Genomic DNA, 24807 nt, shown 5'->3' with positions numbered 1-24807 from the left:
CACGCATCCAAGCAGGGAGGCCCCAGGCCTCCCTGCTTTATTTGAAGGCCGTTTGAAGTCATCACGGGGTTGCTGAAGCAACCTCGCTAAGACGTCTGACAAAGAGGTCGGTTTCGACGATTCCGGAGGATTGAGTCCCGGACGGGTCATAGCCGGGCAAGGAGTATCGGGAGTGTATATCGAAATAGGCGAGCAGCAGCTGGAAATCGGCGAAGGCGAAAACTGCGGTCATTTTTTGTCCCGAGCGTTGAGCAAAAAAAAGCTGAAGACCGCCGTCGGATGCCGTTGCGCCGCGGGCCTGCTCGACATTCACACTCCCCTCGATCCAGCCCAATGCACCAATCTCGAAGCAGTGGACATGTCCAGCCTCGAAGGCTTGGCCATGATTCGGCACAGCGCCGCCCACATCATGGCCGAGGCGGTCCAGCGTCTGTTTCCCACGGCCAAGGTGACCATCGGCCCGGACATCGAGAACGGGTTCTACTATGACTTCGACTTCGAACGTCCCTTCACCCCCCAGGACCTGGAAGCCATCGAAGCCGAAATGGCCAAGAGCATCGCTCAGGATCAGCCCTTCCAACGTCGGGACATCTCCAAGAAAGACGCCCGAAATCTTTTCGAAAGCATGGGCGAGACCTATAAACTGGAAATTTTGAACGCCCTGGAAGACGGGACGGTCTCCCTATACGAGCATGGCGGTTTCACGGACCTTTGCCGAGGCCCGCACGTGCCGTCCACTGGATTTGTCAAGGCGGTCAAGCTGACCTCCGTGGCCGGGGCCTATTGGCGGGGCGACGAATCCAAGCCCATGCTCCAGCGCATCTATGGCACAGCATTTGCATCGGAAAAAGACCTCCAGAAATACCTGCATCGCCTGGAAGAAGCCAAGAAACGCGACCATCGCAAGCTGGGCGTTCAATTGGATCTGTTCAGCTTCTGCGAAGAGGCCGGACCGGGCATGCCTATTTTTCATCCCAAAGGAGCCATGCTGCGCTTCCTTTTGGAACATTTCGAACGCCGGGAGCACTTGCGCCGGGGCTACCAACTGGTCCAGGGGCCGCAGATGCTGCGCCGCGAACTTTGGGAGCGTTCCGGGCACTACGACAATTACCGGGAAAACATGTACTTCACGGAGATCGACGCACAGGCCTACGGCGTCAAGCCCATGAACTGCCTGGCCCATATGTTGATCTACAAGTCCCAGGTTCGCAGCTACCGGGATCTGCCGCTACGGTTTTTCGAGCTGGGCACGGTCCAGCGTCATGAAAAATCCGGCGTGCTTCACGGCCTGCTGCGGGTCCGCCAGTTCACCCAGGACGATGCTCACATCCTCTGTCGCCCGGATCAGCTCCAGGATGAAATCATCGCCATCCTGCACCTTATCCAGGACGTGATGGGGCTTTTCGGGTTCGAATACGAAGTGGCCTTGAGCACCCGCCCGGAGAAGTCCATCGGCTCGGACGCGGACTGGGAGCGGGCCACCGCCGCCCTGACCAACGCTCTGGAAACCCTGGGGCTGGCATATGCCGTCAACCCCGGCGACGGCGCCTTTTACGGACCGAAGATTGACATCAAGCTCAAGGATGCTCTAGATCGCCGCTGGCAATGCTCCACGATTCAGTGCGACTTCACCCTGCCGGAGCGCTTCGACCTGTACTACACCGGCCAGGACGGCAATCGCCACCGGCCGGTCATGCTCCATCGGGTGATCCTGGGGGCTCTGGAACGGTTCCTGGGGATTCTCGTGGAGCACTACGCCGGAGCGTTTCCAGTCTGGCTGGCCCCGGTCCAGGCTCGGATTCTCACGGTCACGGACGCCCAGAACCAGTGGGCTGACGAGTGCGTCCGGCGGTTGCAAGCCGAAGGATTTCGAGTGGAAACGGATTTGCGCAACGAAAAACTGGGTTACAAGGTACGCGAAGCCCAGATGCAGAAAATCCCGTTCATGCTCGTGATCGGCGAACGGGAGGCCCAGTCCCAGGCCGTGAACGTCCGCACCAGAACCGGCGAGAATCGCGGCGAGCAGTCTCTGGATCAGGTCGCGGCCATGATCAGGGACGAGTCCAGTGAACCTTTCAAACGCGGAGGAATGCCCTATTACCTCGGTTAAACGTACCCGCTGCAACAAGCAGATCCGGGCTCAAGAAGTTCGAGTCATCGGGGAGGACGGCAAGCAGGTTGGAATTCTGCCTCTGGCCGAGGCTCTCCAGTACGCGGAAAGTCAGGGAGTGGACCTGGTGGAAGTGTCGCCGGAAGCGAACCCTCCGGTCTGCCGGGTCATGGACTTCGGCAAATACAAGTACGAGCTGCAAAAAAAACAGCAGGAAGGCCGAAAGAAGCAGACCCTGATCCAGCTCAAGGAAATCAAGTTCCGCCCCAAGACGGACGATCACGACTTCGAAACCAAGCTCAAGCACATCCGCCGCTTCCTGGAAGGCGGAGACAAGTGCAAGGTGACCGTGGCCTTTCGGGGGCGAGAAATGATGCACCGCGACCGAGGTGAAATGGTGCTTAAGCGGGTCCTGGAAGAGCTGGGCGAAGAGGCCAAGATCGACCAACAGCCGTCCATGGAAGGACGCACCATGAACATGGTGCTCAGCGCAGTGGAAAAGAAAAAAATCGGGTAACTGCTCAACAACTCAGGCAATTGAATCACCCGAAAATACCTGGCCCCCGGCCTGCACCGGGGTGACGACCGAGAGAACTCGCCAACGCGGCACTCCATTCCGTCATAGCGATACGGAATCCCCGGTGGTTTGGTTGTCCGGACTTATAGAGCAATTACAAAATAGGACGTCGTCCGGGACGTAACTAGTCAGCCTCGTGGCTAGACTAGCCACAGGGGCGAAGCGTTGCTAGCGGAGATCCCCGCCGCGGCCGACGATATATTTTTGACCATTCAGTCCGTAAGGAGAAGAACGACCATGCCGAAAATGAAGACACGTAAAAGCGCCGCCAAGCGGTTCAAGTTGACAGGTACCGGAAAAATCAAGCGCCGTAAGGCCTTCATGAGCCATATTCTGACCAAGAAAAGTCCGAAGCGGAAACGGCAATTAGGTAAGGACACCATCCTCGCGCCGGCCAATGTCAAGGCCGTGCGCAAGATGATTCCTTTTGCGAAGTAGGTTTTTGATTTATCAATGATTATCCGGCCCGTGGTTGAGAATACGAAGCACGGGCCCAAACACAGTTTTGGTTGCCTTTCACCAACGAGGAGGTTGAGTCCATGCGTGTAAAACGCGGCTTGGCGGCCCACCGCCGGCACAAAAAATATCTGGATATGGCCAAGGGCTATCGCGGCGCCCGAAGCAGACTGTACCGCACCGCTCGCGTCACGGTAGAGCGAGCTCTTGCGTATGCCTACCGCGACCGCAAGGTTCGCAAGCGCGAATTTCGCGCCCTGTGGATCATTCGCATCAATGCCGCGGCTCGTGTTCACGGTTTGTCCTACAGTAAATTCATGCACGGCCTGTCCCTGGCCGGCATCGAACTGAACCGCAAGGTGCTGGCCGATCTGGCCGTTCGGGAAAAGGAACACTTTGGCAAGTTGGCCGGAATGGCCAAAGCCAAGCTGTCCTGATCATGACCGATTCGCACCCGGAACGCTCCAGCGGCCTGTCCGGGCAGTTGGATGAACTGTCCCAGGCCCTGGAACAAGGATTGACTTCAGCCGACACTGCCGCTGAAGTCGAATCCATCCGAGTGGCTTACCTGGGTCGCAAGGGACGCTTGGCGGGGTTGATGTCCGGCTTGGCCAAGACGCCCCCGGATCAGCGTCCGGCCCTTGGCCAGAAGGCCAATCAGGTCAAGGCCCTGCTCCAGGAACGAATGGAAGCCCGCCTGCTGGAGTTGGAACGGCGCAAGGAGCACGAGCTTCTGGCCCGCTTCGACCCGTCACTGCCCGGGCGCTCTCAATGGCTTGGCAGCCTTCACCCGGTGACCTTGGTCACCGAGGAAATCTGCCAAGCCTTCGTCTCACTGGGGTTCGAGATTGTAGAAGGCCCGGAATTGGAAACGGACTTCTATAATTTCGAGGCCTTGAATCTGCCCCAGGACCACCCGGCCCGGGACATGCAGGACACGTTCTATATCGGGGAAAACACCCTGTTGCGGACGCACACTTCGCCCTTGCAGGTCCGCACCATGCAGCGCAAGACCCCGCCCCTGGCCGCCATTGCGCCGGGCAAGGTCTACCGCCGGGACTCCGACCTGACGCACACCCCGATGTTTCACCAGATCGAAGGCTTTCTCGTGGACAAGGACGTGAGCATGGCCGACCTGCGCGGCACCTTGACCGCCTTCGTGCATCAAATCTTCGGTCCGGACACCGTTGTCCGCTTCCGCCCCAGCTTCTTCCCCTTCACCGAGCCCAGCGCGGAGGTTGACATTTCCTGCATGCTCTGCGGCGGACGGGGCGTTTGCGCCGGGAAGACTTGCCGGGTCTGCAAGCAGACCGGCTGGCTGGAAATCCTGGGATGCGGCATGATCGATCCAGCGGTCTTTACGGCAGTGGAGTACGACCCGGAAGTGTACACCGGCTTCGCCTTCGGACTGGGCGTGGAGCGAGTGGCCATGCTCAAATACGGCATCGGCGACCTGCGCATGTTCTTCGAAAACGACGTCCGGTTCGTTTCCCAATTCGGCTGATCCGGCCAGTCTTTCCGGCCCAGTCTCTAAGGACCGTGAAGAACAGACCGCGTCTTCTTTGCTCGGAAATCACTCTTCCGCCCCAGGATCACGTCACTCCGTCTTCGGCCCTCCTGAATACTGAATTCTGACTTCTGAATTCTCTCCCCCGAGGTTCCCCATGCTTTTAAGTTTGAACTGGCTGCGCGAGTTCACGCCATATGAAGGTACGGCCGATCAATTGGCCGACCGCCTGACCATGCTTGGTCTGGAAGTGGAAGAAATCATCCGCCCCTTCGGCCATCTTGCCAACGTAGTCGCAGGTAGAGTCCTTGAGTGCGACCGTCACCCGCGATCGGACCGGCTCAGCCTGTGTAAGGTTGATATCGGCCAGGTCAAAACGTTGCCCATTGTTTGCGGCGCGCCCAACGTGGCACGGGGGCAACTCGTGGCCGTGGCCAAGCCCGGCACCGTGCTTCCAGACGGCAAGGAAATCGTCGAAACCGAGATCCGCGGAGAGACCTCCCAGGGCATGATCTGCTCGGAGATCGAACTGGGGCTGGGTGACGAAAGCGATGGGATCATGGTTCTGGAAGGCCACTTCAACCTGGGACACAGCCTGCTGCGTGTTCTGGACCTGAAGGACGAAGTCCTGAACATCTCCATCACGCCGAACCGCGGCGACTGCCTCAGCGTGCTCGGTCTGGCCCGAGAGGTGGCCGCGGAATTCAATCTTCCCCTGAACCTGCCGGAAACGCGGTTGACCGAGGAAGGCTCGGAGTGTTCCGAGGCCGTGTCCATCGTCATCGACGAACCCGACCTTTGCCCCTTGTATCAAGCCCGAATCATCCAGGGCATCCGCATCGCTCCCAGCCCGGCGTGGCTGAAGCGCCGACTGCTGGCCGTGGGGCAACGGCCCATCAACAATGTGGTGGACGTGACCAACTATATTCTCATGGAGTGGGGCCAGCCCCTGCATGCCTTCGACCTGGCCAAACTGGCCGGCCCGGCCATCCGGGTCGCCCGGGCCGAGGAAGGCCAGCGCTTCACCACCCTGGACGGCCGCGAGCGCACCCTGCTGGCCTCCGATCTGCTGATCAACGACGCTGAAAAGGCCGTGGCCCTGGCCGGGGTCATGGGCGGCGCCAACTCCGAAGTCACGGAGACGACCACGGACATTCTTCTGGAATGCGCTGTCTTCAATCCCATTTCCATTCGCAAGACCTCGCGCCGCATGGGCCTGTCCAGCGAAGCCTCCTACCGCTTCGAGCGCGGAGTGGACCAGCCCGGCTCGACCCTGGCCCTGGATCGAGCCATGGCCCTGATCCGGGAAACCGCTGGCGGCACGATCCTGCGCGGGGTGGCCAAAAACGAACCCCGCCCTTGGCAGGCCCCCCGTATCTCCTTTCGCCCCCAGCGGGCCGCGAAACTGCTTGGCCTATCCCTGGACGACGCCTTTTGCAAAACCACGCTGCAAGCCCTGGGCTGCGCCGTGGCCGACGACGACCAGCCCCTCTGGCACATCACTCCGCCCGGCTCCCGCCGGGATCTGGAGCGGGAAGCGGACCTGATTGAGGAAGTCGGCCGTTGCTACGGCTTGGACCGGATCCCGGCGGTCCTGCCCCGGGCTGCCAAGTCCCTGGATCAACTGGCCTCCTTGGCTCCCAGAACCGACTTTGCCCGTCGGGTGAAGACCTGGGGCCAGGGCCTCGGGTTGACCGAGGTGGTCAACTACAGCTTCGTCTCCACCCAGGAACTCGCCCTGATGGGCCTGGCCGACGCCGAGACGACCATCGCCCTGCGCAACCCGCTCTCCGAAGATCAGAATGTCCTGCGGCCCCAACTCGCCCCCGGCCTGCTGCAAAGCGTCCGGCACAACCTGACCCAGGGCAACACCACCCTGCGGCTTTTCGAGACTGCCGTAGTCTTCCAGCCTGATTCCGGTTCCGAAACCGAGGCACGGGAGCCTTCCCGGCTGGGCTTGGCCTTGACTGGTCAACGCCATCCCGAAGGCTGGCCCCATCCCACGGAGTCCGTAGCAGTCTCCGTGGACATTTTCGACCTCAAGGGCATGGTGGAGCACCTTCTGCGCCATTTGCGCCTGCCCGCCGCCACATTCCGGACCCTGGCCGACCATTCCATCTGCCTGCCCTGCGCGGAAATCCTCCTGGACGGCGAAGCCTGCGGCTGGCTGGGCCAAGTTCGGGCGGACATCGCCGAATCTTGCCACGCCCGGCGAGAACTGTTCCTGGCGGAAATCGACCTGGACCTGCTCCAGCGCCGCTGGGCCGAATCCGTCCAGAGCTTCACAGCCCTGCCGACCTATCCTCCGGTCCGCCGCGACGTTACCGTCATCAGCTCCCTGGACGTCACCTGTGCCGCGATTCTGGAGGCCATTCAGTCCTCTGAAATCAAACTGCTTCAGAACGTGATCCTGGCGGACCGCTTCCTTCCCCAAACAGAACCGGAAGCCGACGAGGTCCGCCACACCCTGCGCCTGACCTACCGCCACCCGGAGCGCAGCCTGACCAACGAAGAAATCGACCAACTCCACCAAGGGCTCTGTTCCCAGCTCCAAGAACGACTGCCGATCCGTTTTTCCTGAGCCAGGAGGGGAAGAGAGGATTCTCTCTTTCCCTCCTGGCTCTTTCTCCGTTTTCTTGCTACAGCCTGGATCAGTGAGCGCCCCATAATCGTAGTTTCCCGCAATCTACATCCAGCGGACCAGCCATGCCCAGCACCCACCGGATGCTTCCTGAACTGCCTCGACAGCCCAGACGCCTGCGCATCGGTGAGGCGGCGCGGGAGCTCGACCTTGAGCCGTACGTGCTGCGCTATTGGGAAACGGAATTTCCCCAGTTGACCCCCCTGCGCACCGAGAAAGGTCAGCGGCTCTACACCCAGGACGACATGACCATGTTGCGCAGGATTCAAAAGCTGCTCCACGAAGAGGGTCTGACCATCGACGGCGCCAGACGCCGGTTGAAGGAAAGCGCCCAGGTTCATGAGCTGACCAGCGGAATCATCCAGGAACTTCAGGACATCCGGACCATCCTGTCCGTTCCCGCGCGGCCCAGCGCTCGCCGCCACCCATGACACCAACGAGGAGGCGACCATGCCCGGCATATTTCTGCGCTGGCTGATGCTGACCGTGGCGATCCTGGCCGCGGCCTATCTGGTTGAAGGAATCCAGACTGCGGGCTTTCTCTCCGCCCTGGCCACCGCCGCCGTACTCGGCATCCTCAACGCCATCCTGCGCCCGATCCTGATCATCCTGACCCTGCCCGCGACCATCCTGACCATGGGCCTGTTTCTGTTCGTGATCAACGCCCTGCTCTTGATGATGGTCTCCGACGTGGTCGGCTCCTTTCACGTGACCGGATTCGGCTCCGCCCTGCTCGGCTCGCTGATCATCAGCCTCATGGGCTGGCTGCTCAATTCCTTCATCAGTGATCGCGGACGGGTGGAACGCGTAAAACGCGTGCAACACATTGAAATGCGCCGCGGCAACGGACGCTGGGAACCATGACCCAAACCACGTTGCCCCAGCTTCTTTTTGCATCCGCCTCATGACTCTGGACAACCAGAGCCGTTGAACCGTGACCATTGAACCGTAAACCGTGAACAAAATATTTTGGAGCATCCCTATGAGCGACTATTTGACGCATTTTTGGAGCAAACGCCTGCACAAAGCCCAAGAGGGGCTGGAAAGCAACAATTTCGAGACCTATCTGGTGGACACCCTGACCCAGGCCAAGGAGACCGTCCTGAACGTGATCCTCCCCGGGGTAAATCCCGAGGTGGTGGCCTGGGGCGGCTCCGTGACCCTTTCCACTTCCGGCATCACGGAAGCCCTGAAACAGCGCAAGGGGCTGAAGGTACTGGACACCTCCGACCCGTCCCTGAGCAAGGGCCAAAAACAGGAACTACGCCGTCAAGCCCTGCTTTGCGACCTGTACTTCACCGGGACCAACGCACTGACCGAAAGCGGCCAGTTGATCAACCTGGACATGCACGGCAACCGGGTCGGAGCGCTAACCTTCGGACCTCGGCATGTAGTGGTTATGGTGGGGCGCAACAAGCTCTGCGTGGACGTGGAGGAGGCCATGCTCCGGGTCAAGGGATTCGTCGCCCCGGCCAATGCCGCCCGCCTGAAAATGAAGACCCCTTGCGTCAAAACGGGCTTTTGCGAGGACTGCAAAAGCCCGGAACGAGTCTGCAACACCTGGACAATCACCGAAAAATCCTTTCCCAAAGGACGGATCAAGATCGTTCTGATCAACGAGGACCTCGGGCTTTAGCCTCAATCGAGGTGAGCTGAATCCTTGACATTTCCCCTTCCGATGCAAATGTGGATATTCACTCATGCTTCGCGGCACTCGACCGGTCACCTTTGACCGAGATCCCATACATCTCCCTTTCCGCCTTGCCACAAGAGAGCCCCATGAAAACAACCCGCAGACAATTTTTCCAGACCATCGGCCTGACAGTCGGCGGTGTCGGCCTTGGAACCACAGTGGCCCAGGCTGCCCCAGAAGCCTCCCCACCTCTCCCCAAAAGCCGCAAACCCGGAGCCATCGGCATCGAATGGCTCGGCCACGGCAGTTTCCTGTTCGTGTCCACCAACGGCAAACGGATTCTCTTCGACCCCTGGATCATGACCAGTCCGGCCTGTCCTGGGAAATACAAGAAACAGGGCAGTTTTTCGTCCGTGGATTTCATTGTCTGGACCCACGGGCATGTGGACCACTTCATGCTGGGCGACGCCAAGGAGCTGATCGAAACCTACGATCCCAAGGTCATCGCCCCCTGGGAACTGAGCTTTTTCATCAAGAGCGAGATTCCCAAAGCCAACTGCCTGACTTTCAATCTGGGCAACAAGGGCGCCACCGCGGACTTTGACGGTGTCGGGATCACCATGGTCGAGGCGTTCCATTCCGCCGGGGCGCAGTTGACGGGTTTCCAAGGCACGAACCGCTTCGTGGGCGAGGCTGTGGGGTATATCTTCGACTTTGAAAACGGTCTGCGTCTCTACCACTCCGGGGACACCTCCCTGATGGGCGACATGAAGACCATCATCGGAGATTATTACAAGCCGGACATCGCCATTTTGCCCATCGGCGGAGTCTTTACCATGGGGCCTGAGGAAGCGGCCCACGCCTGCTCCATGATCCAGCCGCGCATCGTCATCCCCGAGCACTACGCCACCTTCCCGGTCTTGGAACAGGACGCGGAGCGCTTCAAGGCCACCACCGCCAAGCGCGCTCCCAACGTGGAGGTCCTGGAACTGGTTCCCGGAGAAATGGTAGAACTGGCCTGAGCCGGCATGGCGGTGTCCCGTGGCCGATAACGAGCAAACAGCATCGGATTCCGCCCGGAATTTTAAAATCCGGGTGTCCATTTTTCACAAGATCGTCTTTCCCGTTCTGCTCCTGTTGCTACTGACCATCGCCGTGGGCACCGTGATTACGGTCAAACTGGAAAGCCGGGCCATGACCAACCAGCTGCTCAGCTCGGTGGAAATCACGGCCCGGACCATCGCGTCCATCACCCACAACGCCTTCGGCTCCCTGAACTGGGCCTACCTGGAAGAATTTCTGCACGACCTGGGCCGAGATCAACCGGGAGGTATCGTCACGGCCAGGGTGGTCAATCCTCAGGGCGCCGTTTACATGGCCCATGACCGCTCGGCTTATGGCGATGCCGTCCCAAAGGAACTGCTAACCGGAAAGCCCTTGACCCTTCAGGAGCAGGATCTCGGGCTGGAAGGAAAAACCGGCATTTTGCTTGTACATCCAGTTCGCATCGGCCAGCAGCAGTGGCACGTCGTGCTGGGGATCTCCACGGTCCACATCCAGGAGGCCATAACCGAACTGATCCACCGATCCATCTTCTGGTCCGCGGCCATCATTCTTCTGGCCACCGGGGCGACCTACGTCCTGGCCAGGGCTCTCTCCCGTCCCGTCCTCAACCTGACCGACACGGCCCGCATGGTCTCCCACGGAGAACTGCATCATCGAGCCGACGTCCGTTCCCGTGACGAAATAGGTCTGCTGGCTGCCACGTTCAACGAAATGGTGGCCAACCTGCGCACCACCCAAGTCGAGTTGCGCAAATCCATGAACGCCCTGGAGGCCGCCAATATCCATTTGGCCGACGAAACCGAGCAGGCCCACAGGCTGGCCGAGGCGGCTAGGCAGGCCAACATCGCCAAAAGCCAGTTTCTGGCCAACATGAGCCACGAACTGCGCACCCCCCTCAACGGCGTTGTCAGCATGATGGAACTGCTGCGCGACACAACGACGACCCCGGAACAAATCGAATACATCAACATGGCCGCGGTCTCGGCTGAGTCCCTGTTGGGTCTGATCAACGACACCCTTGATTTTTCAAGAATCGAGGCTGGCAAGCTGGAGCTGGCCGCTCGGGAGTTCGACCTGGAACAGGAACTGGGCCAACTTACGGCCATCCTCTCCGCCCGGGCCAAGGACAAACGGATCGAGATCATCTCGCGCTACGACGTGCGTGCCCCGCGTATGGTTCTGGGAGACAACCTGCGATTGCGCCAGATTCTCTTCAACCTTGGCTGGAACGCGGTCAAATTTACGGACACGGGGCATGTCCTCCTGGAGATATCCTGCAAACGCACCACGGGATCGAACGCTGTCTTTCATTTTTCGGTCCAGGACACGGGTATCGGGGTCGCCCCGGAAAAGCTGCAAGAAATTTTCGATCATTTCACCCAGGCCGATTCCAGCTCTACCCGCCAATACGGTGGCGCAGGGCTGGGACTGGCCATCAGTAAGCAACTGGTCCAGGCCATGGGCGGTAAGCTGACGGTGGAAAGCACCCTGGGCGCGGGTTCCTCCTTCTCCTTTGATCTGGAACTGCCCTTGGGCGACCAGCCCGGTGTTCAGAATGAAGTTCCGCCCATCCAGGCCACGCTACGCTCCCGGTCTAGCCCAGATCCCCAAGCCGCACCTCCCGTAAAAATCTTCCTTGAAGAGGAACCCGCCGCCGTTCCCAGCCCGATTCCAACGCCGGTTTGTTCAAAGTCTGGCGAACAGTGGGCCGACGTGGATATTCTTCTGGCGGAGGATCACCCCATCAACCGCAAATCCGTTGTCGCCATTCTTAAAAAAATGGGGTTGACGACCTCCACCGCCGTCAACGGCAAAGAGGCCGTGGAAATGATCGCCACCCGGCGCTTCGATCTGGTGCTCATGGATTGCCAAATGCCGATCATGGACGGCTACGAGGCTACGCGATGGATTCGGGAAATGGAGCAGGACAGAAATGGGGGGGGCATCCCGATCATCGCCTTGACCGCCAATGCCATGGAGGGAGACCGGGAAAAATGTCTGGCTGCCGGGATGACCGACTACCTAGCCAAGCCCTTTGCCAAAAAAGAATTCGTAGCCATGCTCAACAGATATTTACGACCAAGCCTCTCCGGCTCCCCGGTCGTCGAGGAAAGGACCGCGGACGTGGACGCTTCGACCTCCCAGGTCTTCAATCACCAGGACGCTTTGAAGCGCTACGACGAAGACCTGGAAATGACCCTGGAAATGCTCCAGGTTTTTTTGCACGAGACTCCCAACGACATGAGTGCCCTGGAGAGCCTGCTGGCCTCCCAGTATCCGGAAATCGGGAAGGCGGCCCATCGCTTGAAGGGGGCCTGCTCCGACATTGGCGCGGAGCGCATGCGCGATTGTTGCATCCAGGTCATGTACGCCATACATGAACAGGACTGGGAAAAAACCAGCCAAGCGAGAGCGGATCTTCAACGGGAGTGGGAAGCCTTTCAGCACGAGGCCGCCACCACGGCCGAACGGCTCCGGGAAAAGTCGTGACGGTCAGTTTCCAACCAGGTTGACGATCTTTTCCCGCAGTTGATCATGTGTGAAGGGCTTGACGACGAACGTATTCACCCCGGCGTTCCTGGCGATGCGAGCCTGGGACTTGGAAGACTCCGTGGTGGCCATCAGGATCGGCAAGGCGGCCAGCTCCGGCATGGCCCGCAGTTTGGTGGCCAGCTCGATTCCGTCCATCACCGGCATGTTCATATCCACCACCACCAGATCGAACTCATCCCCGCTCTCCACCATATCCAAAGCCACTCGACCGTTCTCCGCGGTTTGGACGTCATATCCGGCGAAAGACCCGAATTGGGCGTAAAAGGAGCGCATGGCCTCGGAGTCGTCCACGGCCAGCATCCGCTTCCGATGCCACGACCCTTCGTCCGTGGCCCCGGACAGACGGAGCGCCTCCGCTTCCCGTCCCATCCCCCGCGCTGAAAGGCTTTGAGCAAGAGCTTCCCTGGTCAATGCATCCGCATCCAAAGCGGCCATCTCCAGCACCAACGGACCGCAGCCCGGCAGGCAGGCCAGGGCCGCGAACAAAGTCCCCGCCCCCGAGGTCGCCACGGCCCTCAATACGGGCCTGACAGCCTCCGAAGTTTCGGCGAGCCGGGCCTCAATGTCCTTGGCAACACCTTGAGCCACGGCATCGACGCTCAACCCGTCCAACCCTTTTACAATAGCAAGGAGTACCAAAGGATCGGTTTCCCGCCACAACGCCCCCTGAAGAAAAACAATGCTCTTCATGCCCGGAATCCGCCCCAAAGCCTCGTAACCGGCAAACCGCTCATTGGCGGTTCCCAGCCGTCCCGATTCCAGAGCGTCGATCAGGTCGTTCGCCACCGCTCTGTATCCGATGTACCCCAGGGCATTGGCCAGGAGGATTTTTTCATCCGTATCCTCCGTCCTACCCAGCAGATCCGTCAGAAATGGAACGGCGCGGTCGCCCTTATGCACCAACCCTTGCTGAATCAAACGGCGGGCAGTGGGATTGGCGTGGTGGATCTTGGAGGCCAGGTAGGCCAGCGCATTGTCCGAGTCCAGTGCCAACAGCGCCTCCACGGCAACCCAGGTGGTGGCCAGACATTCTCCGGACCGCTCCGGAGCTTCATTGGCGTTGATCATGGCCTCCAGACGCGGTTGGCAAATTTGATCGCCAAAAATCCCGAGGTTTGAGACACAGGCGCAGGCGATAAAATCGTCTTCATGAACGAGATTCTCCCGAAATACCGGCACTGCGGCGTGGTCACCGATCCGGCCCAGGGCGATCAGACAGTCATGTAGCGCCTCACGGTCTTCCCGCCAGGCTCGAACCAACTCCATCAACGGGGCCATCGCCTCGGCCAAACGCGCTTCACCTGACAGGACCACACAAAATCTGGCCAGTTCCAGGCTCTCCGCGTTGAGCCCGCCGACCAGTTCCTTCGGATGCCGCAACAACAGTTCTCGCAAAACCTTACGCAACATGGTATCCACCGCCCGGTCCCCCACCGGCGTAACGAACAATTCACGAAGCTCGGCAATCGCCGCGCCGTCTGCCTTGGCTTGGACATCCCCGAGCAGGACGATCTGTTCCATGAAATCCAAGTCGCGAAACCCGTCCAAGCTGCTCATGGTTACTCCTTGGTTCGACTGTTTATTTTCCAATATCAGCTTAAAATAGCAGGACACTAACCGCCCTCGCCACATCTTGCCCAGGCACGATTCCTACCAGCATGAAAAAGGGAAAGCCAGACGTCGCGCCTCTGGAGTTCCGGGAAGATACGACCTTGAGCGAGCTTTTTCGAAATAACACTGAAAAAACGGACCATGTGGCCCGTCGCAAACGCCGATTACTGGTCAGTCCGAAGGATTTCTGCGTGTTTTCTTTGCTCTTGAAAACTGGTAGTAACGTAGGCGTGGGGGAATCCGGTTCATGCCTACTGACCATCAACCACCTCTTCATCCCATGCCGAACTCACCGCAAACCGTGGTCGTGGTCAACGACAGCTTGGCCCAATGCAAACTGCTGGTCGATTTGCTGCGCAAGGAAGGACTGCAAGCCCTAGGATTCGAGAGCGCGGAACAGGCCTTGCCGGCCATGCAGGCCGACAAGCCCGATCTGATCGTCACGGACCTGTACATGCCCGGCCTGGACGGCTGGCGGTTTTGTCGGTTGTTGCGGTCTCCGGAGTACCGGGCCTTCAACCAGACACCCATCCTGGTGATTTCAGCCACCTTCTCCGGCGAGGAAACCGAGCGACTGACCACGGAAACCGGCGCCAGCGCCTTTTTGGCCTTGCCTCAAGACATCCGCCATTTCCGCGATACCGTGACGGCCATGCTCCAGGGCAGCTTCCGCGCATCCCAGCCGCGGGTGCTGCTGGTGGAGGACGGCACGACCCTGGCCAATCTGCTGAAGCGGACCTTCGAGGCTCACGGTTACTTGGCGGACACGGCCCTGACCGCTTGCGAGGCCGTGGATATGTTCCAAAGCAAAGCTTACGACGTAGCCGTCATCGACTATCATCTGCCAGACGGCCATGGCGACGACCTCCTGGAGGACTTTGGCCGATCCAGTCCGAACTGCGTCTGCCTCATGATGACCAGCGACCCGCAGCCGGGGCTGGCCCTGGACTGCATGAAAAAAGGAGCCGCCGCCTACCTGCGCAAGCCCTTTGCACCGGAATACGCGGTGGAAGTTTGCGCCAAGGCTCGTCGGGAACGGACCCTTCTTCGGGTGGAGGACCGCCTGGAGCAACGTACCAGGGAACTGCGGGAGAGCATGGAGAAGTACGGAGAACTTTTTGAAACCGCGCCGGTGGGGATATTTCAAACCCACCCCGATGGACGATTTCTCTCAGTCAACCCCGAACTGGCCCGACTCGCCGGGTACGATACTCCCTCCACGATGATCGCCGAAATCACGGACATCGCCCGGCAGCTCTATGTCCGCCCTCAGGAACGCGAAGAACTCAAGACCCGTCTCTCCCGCCGCGGTCACGTGCTCCACCACGAAGTGGAGTGGAAACGATGTGACGGCCAGCGATTCTGGGTTTCGCTGAACGTCAGGGAGAAAAAAGACAGGGACGGGCAGGCCACCTACAACGGTTTTTTGACGGACATCACCGCCCTCAAAGAGGCCGAAGCCGAACGCCAAAAGCTGGAAGCACAGCTTCGCCACGCCCACAAGATGGAGGCCGTGGGCACCCTGGCAGGAGGCATTGCCCATGACTTCAACAATCTCCTCCAGGGAATCAGCGGTTACGCCCAACTCCTGCTGGCCCGAAAACCCTCAGAGTCCCCGGATTTCAAAGGGCTCAACCACATCCAACAAGCCTGTGAACGGGCCAAGTCCCTGATCCGACAAATGCTGGCCTTCAGCCGCAAGATGGAAAGCGACTCCCACCCCATGGACCTGAACCAGGAGATTCTGGAGACGCACAAGCTCCTGACCCAGACCATTCCCCGGATGATCGAAATCGAAATGGGGCTGAGCGGCGACCTGTGGCCCGTCCATGCCGACCCGGTTCAAATCCAACAGACCTTGCTCAACCTATGCGGCAACGCAGCGGACGCCATGCCCGACGGCGGCAGATTGTCCATTGAGACGTGCAACGCACGGTTCGAGCAGGAACGAGCTTTCACGTTTTTCAAAATTCCGCCGGGCGATTACGTTCAACTAAGCATCTCGGACACGGGCATGGGCATGAGTGAGGAAGTTCGCCAAAAAGTATTCGACCCGTTCTTCACCACCAAGGAAGCGGGCAAAGGCACGGGTCTGGGGTTGGCATCGGTTTACGGGATCGTGAAAAGCCTGAACGGATATATCCTTTGTTCCAGCTCCGAGGGGGCGGGCAGCACCTTCAGCATTTACCTGCCGGCCTTGGTCGGCCACAAGCTTTCGGAAGATGTTCAATCCGCCCAAACGCATCCGGAAGGGGGCCTGGAAACCATCCTGGTGGTGGATGATGAGGAGGCTCTACGGGAAATTACCCAGGAGGCCCTGGAGGAGTTCGGGTATACGGTGCTCCATGCCTCCAGCGGGGAAGAGGCCTTGGCTTTGTACACCAAACGAGGACTAGAGATCGACTTGGTGCTCCTGGATCTGAACATGCCCGGCATGGGCGGACTGAAATGCATGCGTGAACTGCTGACCCGCGACCCGGACATCCGGATCCTGATCGCCAGCGGCTACACGGCCCATGGGCATGTCCGCGACGTCCTCTACGCAGGGGCCAAAGGCTTCATCGCCAAACCCTACAAACTCCGGGAACTGGCTGCCAAAGTGCGGGAAACATTGAAAGGATAGTCTGTCGGCACAATCACGGTTCGCCCACCCCTTAGACTGAACACCCGCCTTTGCCGAGCAAGCCATGCGATGCGTCAAAGGCTTTCGCTCAGCGCACACCCCGTGTGGTTGCTTCCAGATATCGCTCATAGGTCCAGGTGGCCAGGTCTTTGATCATTCGACGCTCTACCGTGCGCCATACCATTTTTCCGCTCTTTTCCTTGATGCCTTCGGTCGTCAGTTCAAGACCGCTGACGATATCCTTGGTAGAGTGATCGACATGGTTATAACAGATTCTCCCTTTGAACCAGAGCGTCATGTTGCGCTTCTTTTGGGGATCATGCAGGACCAGCCAAATCACCACGCCTGGCATCTCCTCCCAAGCCGCTATCACGTTCTTCAAGCCGACATGCCGGATTTTTAACTTCATACCTCCTGCCGAAAGATCGAGGAGTTGGATTTGATTCTCCTGGAGATGGTTACTGTTGATCAGCGGCGGATTCAGCTTGACCCTGTTCGTCTCCGGACATCGAGTCATGAACTGCCCTTTAGGCCAGAGAGAAAAGCCCAAGACATATTCCGGCCTGGGAAAAATCCGCATGCTTGACCGGCGCTGCCCCAGGGAAAGGGCCTCGGGAGTCTGTAGGACGCAAGCGTATCCTCCGGGCTGTTTGGTCAGGAAAAGAATGGGGGAGGCGAAGTTGTAATAAAACTCGCAGGCCTTGGCCCTGTCACTCAACTGAAAGTAGCAGGTGACCCCGTTACGCAGCCAGCTGTCAATGGTCAGCCCACCTAAGGAGATCAACTCCAGGTTAGTGCTTTTTACGGTGAAGGAAGTAATCGTCCCGGCCACGGACTTGGGTGAATGGCTCAGCAGCGCAGGAACCACGATCAACTTGGCCCGCTCCACCATGGCCTGCTCCAGAAGTTCGCCGGATTTTGTCGCGGCTACGGCTGTACAGATGTCCATCAGTTGAGCTTCTCCTCGTTGTCGCGGTTAAAGAAAGCCAACCGAGAATCCTTCGGCAAACCACACGCCGAAGAGTCATCAGTCAAATCGTTTTTTCCTTGGCATGTCGACTTGCTTTGCGTCAAGCACCTCCCTGGTCGCAACGTCGGCATGAAACGAAATAACGCCAACAGGAAACAGGTCCAGCTCCACTGAAGACCGCCATTGGGCAATTGTCGACCAAGGGCTTTCGTTGTACACCATGACGGCAACGCGATCCAGGCCCTTCATCAATCCACGGCCCTGAACCGGACACCACCCGCGCAAGCACAGCGCGTACTCAATCTATATCATTACGAAGGAATTCCATATAATGCGCCCATCTTCCTCAACACCTCCATCCGCCCAATCCTGCTTTTTTGCCCGCCACCCCATATTCGACCGCAACATGAATCTGTGGGGCTATCAACTCCTCTATAGGAGCGACGAACAGGCCGAGTCGGCTCGATTTGAAGACCAGGACCAAGCCACGGTGCAAGTCGTCCTGGAGGCGGCGACATCTCCAAGCCTGGACCTAGCCCGCGACACATACCTGCTGATGGAATTCTCTACCACGGCCCTGCTCCACGAGATCCCCTACGCCCTGCCGCCGAACAATACGATCATCAAGCTGACCCCCGGCCTTTGCCGGGACGGGAGTCTGCCAGCGGTCATCACCAAGCTGCGCGCCACGGGTTACCGGCTGGCCCTGGACGGACTGCTGGACTCTTGTCGGCACCTCCTGGTCGAAGCAGATTACCTTGTCGTGGACGCTCTGACCGAATCACCCGAGGTTTTCGCCCAGACCATGATCGCCGCGACCCGAACCGGCATTCCGGTCCTGGTCAAACGGGTCGAATCTCCGGAGGCTTTCTCTGCCGCCAAAAGCTTGGGCGCTGAGCTCTTCTTAGGGTTTTTCTTCCAGAAACCGGAAACCATCGTCTCGAAAAAACTCTCATCAACCCAGGTCGCTCGACTAAAAATTCTAAAAATGTTGGACAATTACGGAGAAAACTGGAATGAAATCGCCAAGATCCTTCAAAACGACGTTTCCTTGACGTATCGCCTGCTCAGGTTTCTCAACTCTCCCTTTTTCGGAGTAATCCAGCCGATCACCACAGTACAGCGAGCCATCGCCTACCTGGGCGCGAAACAGGCAAGAACCTGGTTGCGCATGGTCATTCTCACGGACCTCTCGCCTCCGGAAAAAACCTCCCAGCTCCCCTTGCTCTCGACTCAACGAGCGCGTTTTCTGGAACTCACGGGATCAGGCCGCCAGGACGTGAACTCTGATGAGCTTTTCCTGCTGGGACTGTTCTCCCTGCTGGACGCCATGTTCGACATGCCCATGCCAACCCTGGTGGACTTCTTGCCTTTGGCCGACGCCCTCAAGGCGACTCTTTGCGGCCGTCCAAGCCCTTATGCCCCATGGCTGGAGCTGGCCGTCCAGTTTGAACAGGGACGATGGGCCCGTGTGGATATCCTGGCTGCTCAACTTGAGCTGAACCCTCTCCAGGTCGGCACCTGCTACGCCCAGGCCATGACCTGGGCCGAAGAGTTTTTCCGTGTGGCCAGATGATTTCATCCTGCTCACGCGCAAAACCGCAACTGATCAAAGAGTCTCCCAATGACCGAAAAAATCTCGACTTACTACGACATCTCGGTGCTTTGCGTCGAGGACGAGCCCGTCACCCTGGAAATTCTGCAAGAATTGCTCCGCCCTCACGTCCGTCAAGTTTTCGGCGCCAGGGACGGCCATGAAGGCTTTTTCGAATTTGCCCGCAGCCGTCCGGACATCGTGCTCACGGGCATGGAAATGCCCCGCATGGACGGTTTGGAAATGGGTCAAGCCATCCGCTCCTTGTCTCCCACCACCCAGGTCGTTCTGATCACCGGCTTGGAGGACCCTCGCATTCTGAAACGAGGCATTCAGCTCAAGGCCGACGGCTTTCTCTCCAAACCGGTTTCTATTCAAGACTTGCTCGGGATATTGGAACGCTGCAACGAGACGATCCGCTTCCAGCGTGAAGCCATGACCCAACGAAAAATGCGCGAACTGATCCTCAACAGCCTGCCCTACCCCTTGGTATTGTTAAACACCGCCACCTTCCAGGTTCTGTTCGCCAACGCCGAAGCCCGGCTCATGGGCATCACGCCCAACGAGTCGGCCAGCGGCTCTTTTTTTCCGGAGCCTGTGCGCCGGGAAATTCATGTATCCATGACCCTGGCAGAAAAACTGAATAAATTCGACACTCCGCTCCAAATCGAAGCAGTGGGAAAAACCTGGGAGATTTCCATATCCCCGGTGACGGCGGACACCTCGCTCTACGTGGCCGTGGACATCACGGCCCACCGTAAGCTGGAACACCTCAAAGCCGACGTGGAGCGCATCACCAGACATGACCTCAAAGCCCCCTTGGGAGCGATCATCGGCCTGCCGGACATACTCCTCCATCAGCCCGGGCTTTCCAAGACCATGATCGACTCGCTGGCCATGATCCGCGATGCCGGCCACAACATGCTCAATCAGATCAACCTGTCACTGGATCTGTTCAAGATGGAGCAGGGCAGCTACGAACTGGAGCCCGAGCCCGTGGAGGTCATGGCTCTGGTGCGGGAGGTTCTCCCTCAAATCGACCAATTCGTCAGGGTGATGCAACTGCGGGTGGAAATGGAGGTCAATGGGCGCCGACCGACCTCGGAAGAACGCTTTTTCGTTTACGGCGAAAAACTGCTCTGCCTGTCCATGCTCTCCAACCTGCTCAAGAACGCGGTGGAGGCCTCGCCCAAGGGCGGCACGATCACCATCGGCCTGAAGACGGTCCAGGACGGTTCGCAAATCACCATCCACAACCATGGCGCAATTCCGACGGCCATCCGAAACCGGCTTTTCGAGAAATACGTCACCGCGGGCAAGCGCCACGGCACCGGCCTGGGAGCGTACTCGGCGGCCTTGATCGCCAGGATACAGAGAGGGACAATTTCCGTGACGTCTTCCGGAGATACCGGAACGATGATCAGCGTCGTGCTGCCCAGTCTCCCGGCTTCGCAGCCGGAAACCGGATAGAATGACTGTTGAACGCGGTTCGGTGATGGTCGATCGGTAAACGCGCTATCCGGTAATATTCTTGCTCGTACTCAGCCGTTGTCGGCGGTGCTCGTAATCGGATTCCTTCGATTATTTTGCCATTATCTGGATTTCGAGCACAAGCTACGGGCACCGCTTCGCTGAGCACGAACAGAATTTTGCGGAAGCATGATGAGATGTCGTGAATTTTTGGTTGAAAGGCTGAAAAAATCAGATCCCGTCCGGGGTCTATGCTGATTCCGCAGGAAATAATGCCCGTATTTCCGGACTGAGGATCTGATCCCGGCGCATGACTGTAAGCGCGGTCCTGGCCCCCTGCTCGTCGCCGAGAAAAATCCCGCCGAGCATCCGGCCTTGATTGTGGACCACCTTGCGGTACAGGCCGTTTGCCTGGCCCTGGAAGACCAGGGCTTGGTGGCGACCCTCGGCGTCGATCTCGCCGAAGGCGGTCAAGGCGATTCCGGCCACCTTCAGGGAGTTGCTCGGCACCGTGCCCGCATACTCCGCGGACCCTCCGGCCATGTTCGTTCCGGCGACCCGGCCCTGCTCCACCGCCGCGGGCCAGATCCCGTAATACCGGCCCCGGTGTTCGCAGACATCCCCGGCTGCATACACATCCGCCAAGGAGGTCCGCATCCGGTCGTCCACCAGCACGGCTTTATCCACGGCCAAGCCGAGCTTTCCGGCCAGTTCCAGTTCCGGACGGACCCCGGCGGAAATCAGAATCATGTCCGCTGCCAGGCTGGTTCCGTTGTCCAGGAGAACCTCCAGGCCGTCAGGCGTCCGGGCGATCCGCTCGGTCTTCCTGCCCAGATGAAAAGCGAACCCCATGGTTTCCAACAGCCCTTGAAGCAGCTTGGCCCCCAACGAGTCGGTCTGACGAGGCAGCAGACGCGGAAAAACCTCCACCACCTCCACGTGGGCGCCGATCCGGAGCAGGCCGTTTCCAGCCTCCAACCCCAACAACCCACCGCCGATCAGCACCACCCGCCGCCCCTGGCCCGCCGCGGCCTTAATCCGCTCCGCGTCGGCCATGGTCCGCAAGGTGAACACTCCCGGAATCACTTTCAGGTCGCCGGTTCCGGGAATGGGCGGAACGAACGCGTTGCCGCCCGTAGCCAGGAGCAAAGCGTCGTACCCCACCTCCTCGCCCTCCGCCGTGATCACCAGGCGGCGTTCAGGGTCGGCGTCCTGGACCGGACAGTCCAAACGCAATTCGATTCCGAGTCGCTCATACCACTGGGGTCCATGGACGATCAGCTTCTCCGCGGTCTTTTCCCCGGACACCAATTCCGGCAGGGCCGGGGTGTAGTAGTGGCCTTGGAATTCGCGGGAAAACATCGTCACGGACGAGGCTTGATCCTGTTTGCGGATCGCCTCGGCGGCGCTGTTGGCCGCAGGTCCGTTGCCGATGATCACGAACCGCTTCATGCTCGCTTCCCGCGTGCGGAGTCCGAGTTCGTTCCGGTGACGCGCTCGGCCCCGCGCTTGGCCAAGCGTTGCTCCAGAGCCTTGATCAACAGGGGCCAGACCAGGGTCGCGTCGCTGGGCACCTCCGCGTGCCGCCCGCCGTCCTTGGGCGCGACGAACTTGCCCCAGGAGATGCCCTCCTGGTACGTGCAGCCGCTCAACCCGCCCCAATGCACCGGTTCCGGACAGATCCGCACGGCGTAATGGAAGCGCCGGGCCGTGGTTTTCATGGACTCAACGCGTTGGCTGAGGATCTCCAGAAACGGCCCGGCCTGCTGGGCCCAGTTCCGGGGCACGCCCCCGCCAATGGTGAAAATCCCAATCCGCTTGGCGGCCAGGATACGCTTGGTGTAGCTGAACAGGTCCAGAAACGGATTGAACTGGAACGGGAGCTTGGCCGGATCGTCGATGTCCAGGGACTGCCACTCCGGATGGTTGCGCAACATGTGCGAGGCCACGTCCAGGGCCAGTTCCGAATCCGTGAAGGCCGGGATGTACACCGGCACCTCCTTGGCGTAGGCGCTTTTGAGTATCCCCGGGCCTTCATAATTCTCGGCCAGGTGGCGACCGATGGCCCGGCACAAGCTCTCCGAACTCAAATGAGCATCGTCGCCCACTTCTTCCATCACCCGGGCGATGACCCGTTCGGCCTGCATGAAATTAGTTTCCGGCTCCAGGGTGTCATAAATCCGGTTGTAGCCCTTTTCGAACAGCGCGGAGTCGTTCATCCGGTGCGGTTCGTGCTTATAGTGGCGTAGCCCGATGGATTCGATGAACCCATGGGCCATCAGCGCACCGGTGGACACGATGATGTTCAACCAGCCGTTGTCGATCATCCGACAGAGCACCTTGCCCATCTTGGCCACGGTCATCGCCCCGGAAAAGGTCCCCACTACCATACATTCCGGATCGCTGACCATGGCCTCCAGGACGTCCAGAGCCTCACCTAGATTGCGCCCGCCGAACGCGGTGCGGGACATGGCCGTCACCAGTTCGTCGAAATCTTCCACGGCATCCAAATCCAGGGTTTTCAAGGGCGTCAAGCCGTCTTCCTCTCCATTGCGCAGGGTATCGATACGTCGAATGTTCATGTCGTCTAACGCTACTCCTTGGCATTGCTCCTTGAAAAACGGAACTGCCCAAAAAAAAGGGGCCGAGGGAAGCGGATTCACCTCGGCCCGTTAACGGCATTTTTTAGTGCGTCCTCAGGGGAGGAACACCGCGGCGGAAACCGTGGTGGTCCAGACCCCGGCCTGCCCCATGGTCACCACCGGGGCCGAGGCCGAGTCGATGATTTTCCCACTCATCAGATAGATTTGTCGCCTTTCGTCATAGGCGGTCTCCGGGTTGAAGTCCACGCCCTGGGTGGTGGCCAGCATGGTGGAGGCCAGGTCTTCGGCAAAGTCGCCCAGTTCCTGCTCATCGGCCCCAAAGGCGGTATGCTCGGAAATGTAGCCGTAGTGCTCCTTGCTGGCCGGAAAGGCCATGCCCACGGCTGACCCCACCAAACGCCCCTTCTCGTTGGTGGCGTTGCGGGCCATCACGCAAAAGGTGATCTGTCCCGGACTGAGCTGTTTCACCCCTTCTTCCACTGTGACCATTTTGCAGTTTGGAGGGAAGATGCTGGACACATAAACCAGATTCAGCTTTTCGATCCCGGCGTCGCGCAACGCCAACTCGAAAGACTGAAGTTTGTTTTTGTGTCTGCCGATGCCCCTGGTGAAAAACGCCTGCCGTGGTACAAAATTGATCATATTCGATCCTCCTAAACAAAATGTTTCCACTCCCGAGGAAGTGAAATGCCTCATAAAGATTTTTTGGCCCGAAGGAAAGGGTCCGCGATGCCCAAACCCTGGAGCCGCGACTTGGCCAGATCCGCCTCGGCCTGAGAGCCGCGCACCGTGACCAGGACCCGATACCATTGCCGATCATTGACCATTCCAGCTTCCACGGAAGCCAGCAATCCCGCGGAGGCAATGCTTTGCTGCAACGCCCTGGCCTGGGTGTCATTCTGAAACGAGGCCACCTGGTAGACGAACTCAAAGCGAGGCTCCGCGAATTCAAGAGGCTCCGTCGGGCCAGTCGGTTCGTGCGCGGCAACTACCGGAGCCGGGACGGGATCAGGCACGGCCTCCCGTTGGGCCTGGGGATCCGGCCGAACTGGTGCCGAAACAAGCGGCGCTTCAGCTCGACGAGGCGCTTCAGGGAAAGGTTGACTGCCTCGTTCCTGAAGCGTCTCATGAAACCGCAACTCCTCGGGCTGCAAGACGGTTCGCGGCGAGGAGAGCGTCGGCAGTGGGGGAGGCGACCATCCAATTTCTGGAATCACCGACTCCGGATGGTACCCTCTGCCCACCAGAATGCCCAAAATGAACGCCCAGGCCATGACCAACGTGCCCACCAATCCCACGCCAAGCATCCCAAAGGGGCCCAGTTCAAATCTCCAGCGTTTCTTCTTTCCGCCGGAGGAAGCCGAGGGTTTGGAGTTCTTCTGCGCCATGTTCAG

General features: G+C 59.3%; 20 protein-coding genes. 14 read left to right on the top strand and 6 right to left on the bottom strand.

Going from position 1 to position 24807, the window contains the following annotated elements:
• The first annotated feature begins 172 nt into the window (after positions 1–172).
• The 11 genes from thrS (at position 173) to C6366_RS12045 (ending at position 12479) form a co-directional block, all read left to right on the top strand.
• Complete coding sequence (gene thrS, locus C6366_RS12095) at positions 173–2110, top strand: threonine--tRNA ligase (protein ID WP_107738202.1); 1938 nt, start codon at positions 173–175, stop codon at positions 2108–2110.
• A complete protein-coding gene (gene infC, locus C6366_RS12090; protein WP_233248487.1) occupies positions 2067–2627 on the top strand; it encodes a translation initiation factor IF-3 in 561 nt (186 codons plus the stop codon). Before thrS ends, infC begins: the two co-directional genes overlap by 44 nt.
• Before the next feature lie 297 nt (positions 2628–2924).
• Entirely contained in the window at positions 2925–3125 is a 201-nt protein-coding gene (rpmI, locus tag C6366_RS12085) for a 50S ribosomal protein L35 (protein ID WP_107738201.1), read from the top strand.
• Positions 3126–3226: 101 nt separating this feature from the next.
• Positions 3227–3580: a 50S ribosomal protein L20 gene (gene rplT / locus C6366_RS12080; protein WP_107738200.1), complete on the top strand. Its 354-nt coding sequence runs from the start codon at positions 3227–3229 to the stop codon at positions 3578–3580.
• A gap of 2 nt (positions 3581–3582) precedes the next feature.
• Positions 3583–4647 (top strand): phenylalanine--tRNA ligase subunit alpha, encoded by a 1065-nt coding sequence (gene pheS, locus C6366_RS12075; protein WP_107738199.1) that lies wholly within the window; start codon positions 3583–3585, stop codon positions 4645–4647.
• Between the two features lie 160 nt (positions 4648–4807).
• Positions 4808–7231, top strand: coding sequence for a phenylalanine--tRNA ligase subunit beta (gene pheT, locus C6366_RS12070; RefSeq protein WP_107738198.1), 2424 nt, complete (start codon positions 4808–4810; stop codon positions 7229–7231).
• A 125-nt stretch (positions 7232–7356) separates the two neighbouring features.
• On the top strand, positions 7357–7722 hold the full coding sequence (locus tag C6366_RS12065) for a MerR family transcriptional regulator (protein ID WP_233248486.1): 366 nt from the start codon (positions 7357–7359) through the stop codon (positions 7720–7722).
• Positions 7723–7741: 19 nt separating this feature from the next.
• The gene (locus tag C6366_RS12060; protein ID WP_107738197.1) at positions 7742–8155 is read left to right on the top strand and encodes a phage holin family protein; all 414 of its coding nucleotides are present in this window, start codon (positions 7742–7744) and stop codon (positions 8153–8155) included.
• 118 nt (positions 8156–8273) lie between these two features.
• Positions 8274–8927 carry a lactate utilization protein gene (locus C6366_RS12055; protein WP_107738196.1) on the top strand — a complete coding sequence of 218 codons (654 nt, stop codon included), beginning with the start codon at positions 8274–8276 and terminating at the stop codon, positions 8925–8927.
• Between the two features lie 143 nt (positions 8928–9070).
• Positions 9071–9946, top strand: coding sequence for a metal-dependent hydrolase (locus C6366_RS12050; protein WP_107738195.1), 876 nt, complete (start codon positions 9071–9073; stop codon positions 9944–9946).
• A gap of 19 nt (positions 9947–9965) precedes the next feature.
• On the top strand, positions 9966–12479 hold the full coding sequence (locus C6366_RS12045; RefSeq protein WP_107738194.1) for a response regulator: 2514 nt from the start codon (positions 9966–9968) through the stop codon (positions 12477–12479).
• A gap of 3 nt (positions 12480–12482) precedes the next feature.
• On the opposite strand, the gene C6366_RS12040 is transcribed toward C6366_RS12045, so the two are convergent.
• Positions 12483–14099, bottom strand: coding sequence for a response regulator (locus tag C6366_RS12040; protein ID WP_158269763.1), 1617 nt, complete (start codon positions 14097–14099; stop codon positions 12483–12485).
• Positions 14100–14400: 301 nt separating this feature from the next.
• Between C6366_RS12040 and C6366_RS12035 the strand changes: the two genes are divergently transcribed.
• Positions 14401–16776 (top strand): response regulator, encoded by a 2376-nt coding sequence (locus tag C6366_RS12035; protein ID WP_107738192.1) that lies wholly within the window; start codon positions 14401–14403, stop codon positions 16774–16776.
• A gap of 88 nt (positions 16777–16864) precedes the next feature.
• On the opposite strand, the gene C6366_RS12030 is transcribed toward C6366_RS12035, so the two are convergent.
• Positions 16865–17725, bottom strand: coding sequence for a hypothetical protein (locus C6366_RS12030; protein ID WP_107738191.1), 861 nt, complete (start codon positions 17723–17725; stop codon positions 16865–16867).
• A gap of 352 nt (positions 17726–18077) precedes the next feature.
• Here C6366_RS12030 and C6366_RS12020 point away from each other — a divergent pair, with 352 nt between their 5' ends.
• Together C6366_RS12020 and C6366_RS12015 are read left to right on the top strand one after the other, a co-directional pair.
• The gene (locus C6366_RS12020) at positions 18078–19322 is read left to right on the top strand and encodes an EAL and HDOD domain-containing protein (RefSeq protein ID WP_107738189.1); all 1245 of its coding nucleotides are present in this window, start codon (positions 18078–18080) and stop codon (positions 19320–19322) included.
• Positions 19323–19370: 48 nt separating this feature from the next.
• Positions 19371–20810 carry a hybrid sensor histidine kinase/response regulator gene (locus tag C6366_RS12015; protein WP_107738188.1) on the top strand — a complete coding sequence of 480 codons (1440 nt, stop codon included), beginning with the start codon at positions 19371–19373 and terminating at the stop codon, positions 20808–20810.
• A gap of 249 nt (positions 20811–21059) precedes the next feature.
• Here the strand turns inward: C6366_RS12015 and C6366_RS12010 are convergent, their stop codons facing one another.
• From C6366_RS12010 to C6366_RS11995, 4 genes are all read right to left on the bottom strand, one after another.
• Positions 21060–22262, bottom strand: coding sequence for an NAD(P)/FAD-dependent oxidoreductase (locus C6366_RS12010; RefSeq protein WP_107738187.1), 1203 nt, complete (start codon positions 22260–22262; stop codon positions 21060–21062).
• On the bottom strand, positions 22259–23392 hold the full coding sequence (locus C6366_RS12005; protein ID WP_107738186.1) for a deoxyhypusine synthase family protein: 1134 nt from the start codon (positions 23390–23392) through the stop codon (positions 22259–22261). Before C6366_RS12005 ends, C6366_RS12010 begins: the two co-directional genes overlap by 4 nt.
• Positions 23393–23506: 114 nt before the next feature.
• Positions 23507–24055 carry a pyruvoyl-dependent arginine decarboxylase gene (locus C6366_RS12000; protein ID WP_084031963.1) on the bottom strand — a complete coding sequence of 183 codons (549 nt, stop codon included), beginning with the start codon at positions 24053–24055 and terminating at the stop codon, positions 23507–23509.
• 50 nt (positions 24056–24105) lie between these two features.
• Entirely contained in the window at positions 24106–24801 is a 696-nt protein-coding gene (locus tag C6366_RS11995) for an SPOR domain-containing protein (RefSeq protein ID WP_107738185.1), read from the bottom strand.
• Between the last annotated feature and the right edge of the window lie 6 nt (positions 24802–24807).

Origin of the sequence: Desulfonatronum sp. SC1 (genome assembly GCF_003046795.1) — a bacterium.
Lineage (GTDB): Bacteria > Desulfobacterota > Desulfovibrionia > Desulfovibrionales > Desulfonatronaceae > Desulfonatronum.
This window is presented reverse-complemented; position numbering and strand designations above follow the sequence as displayed.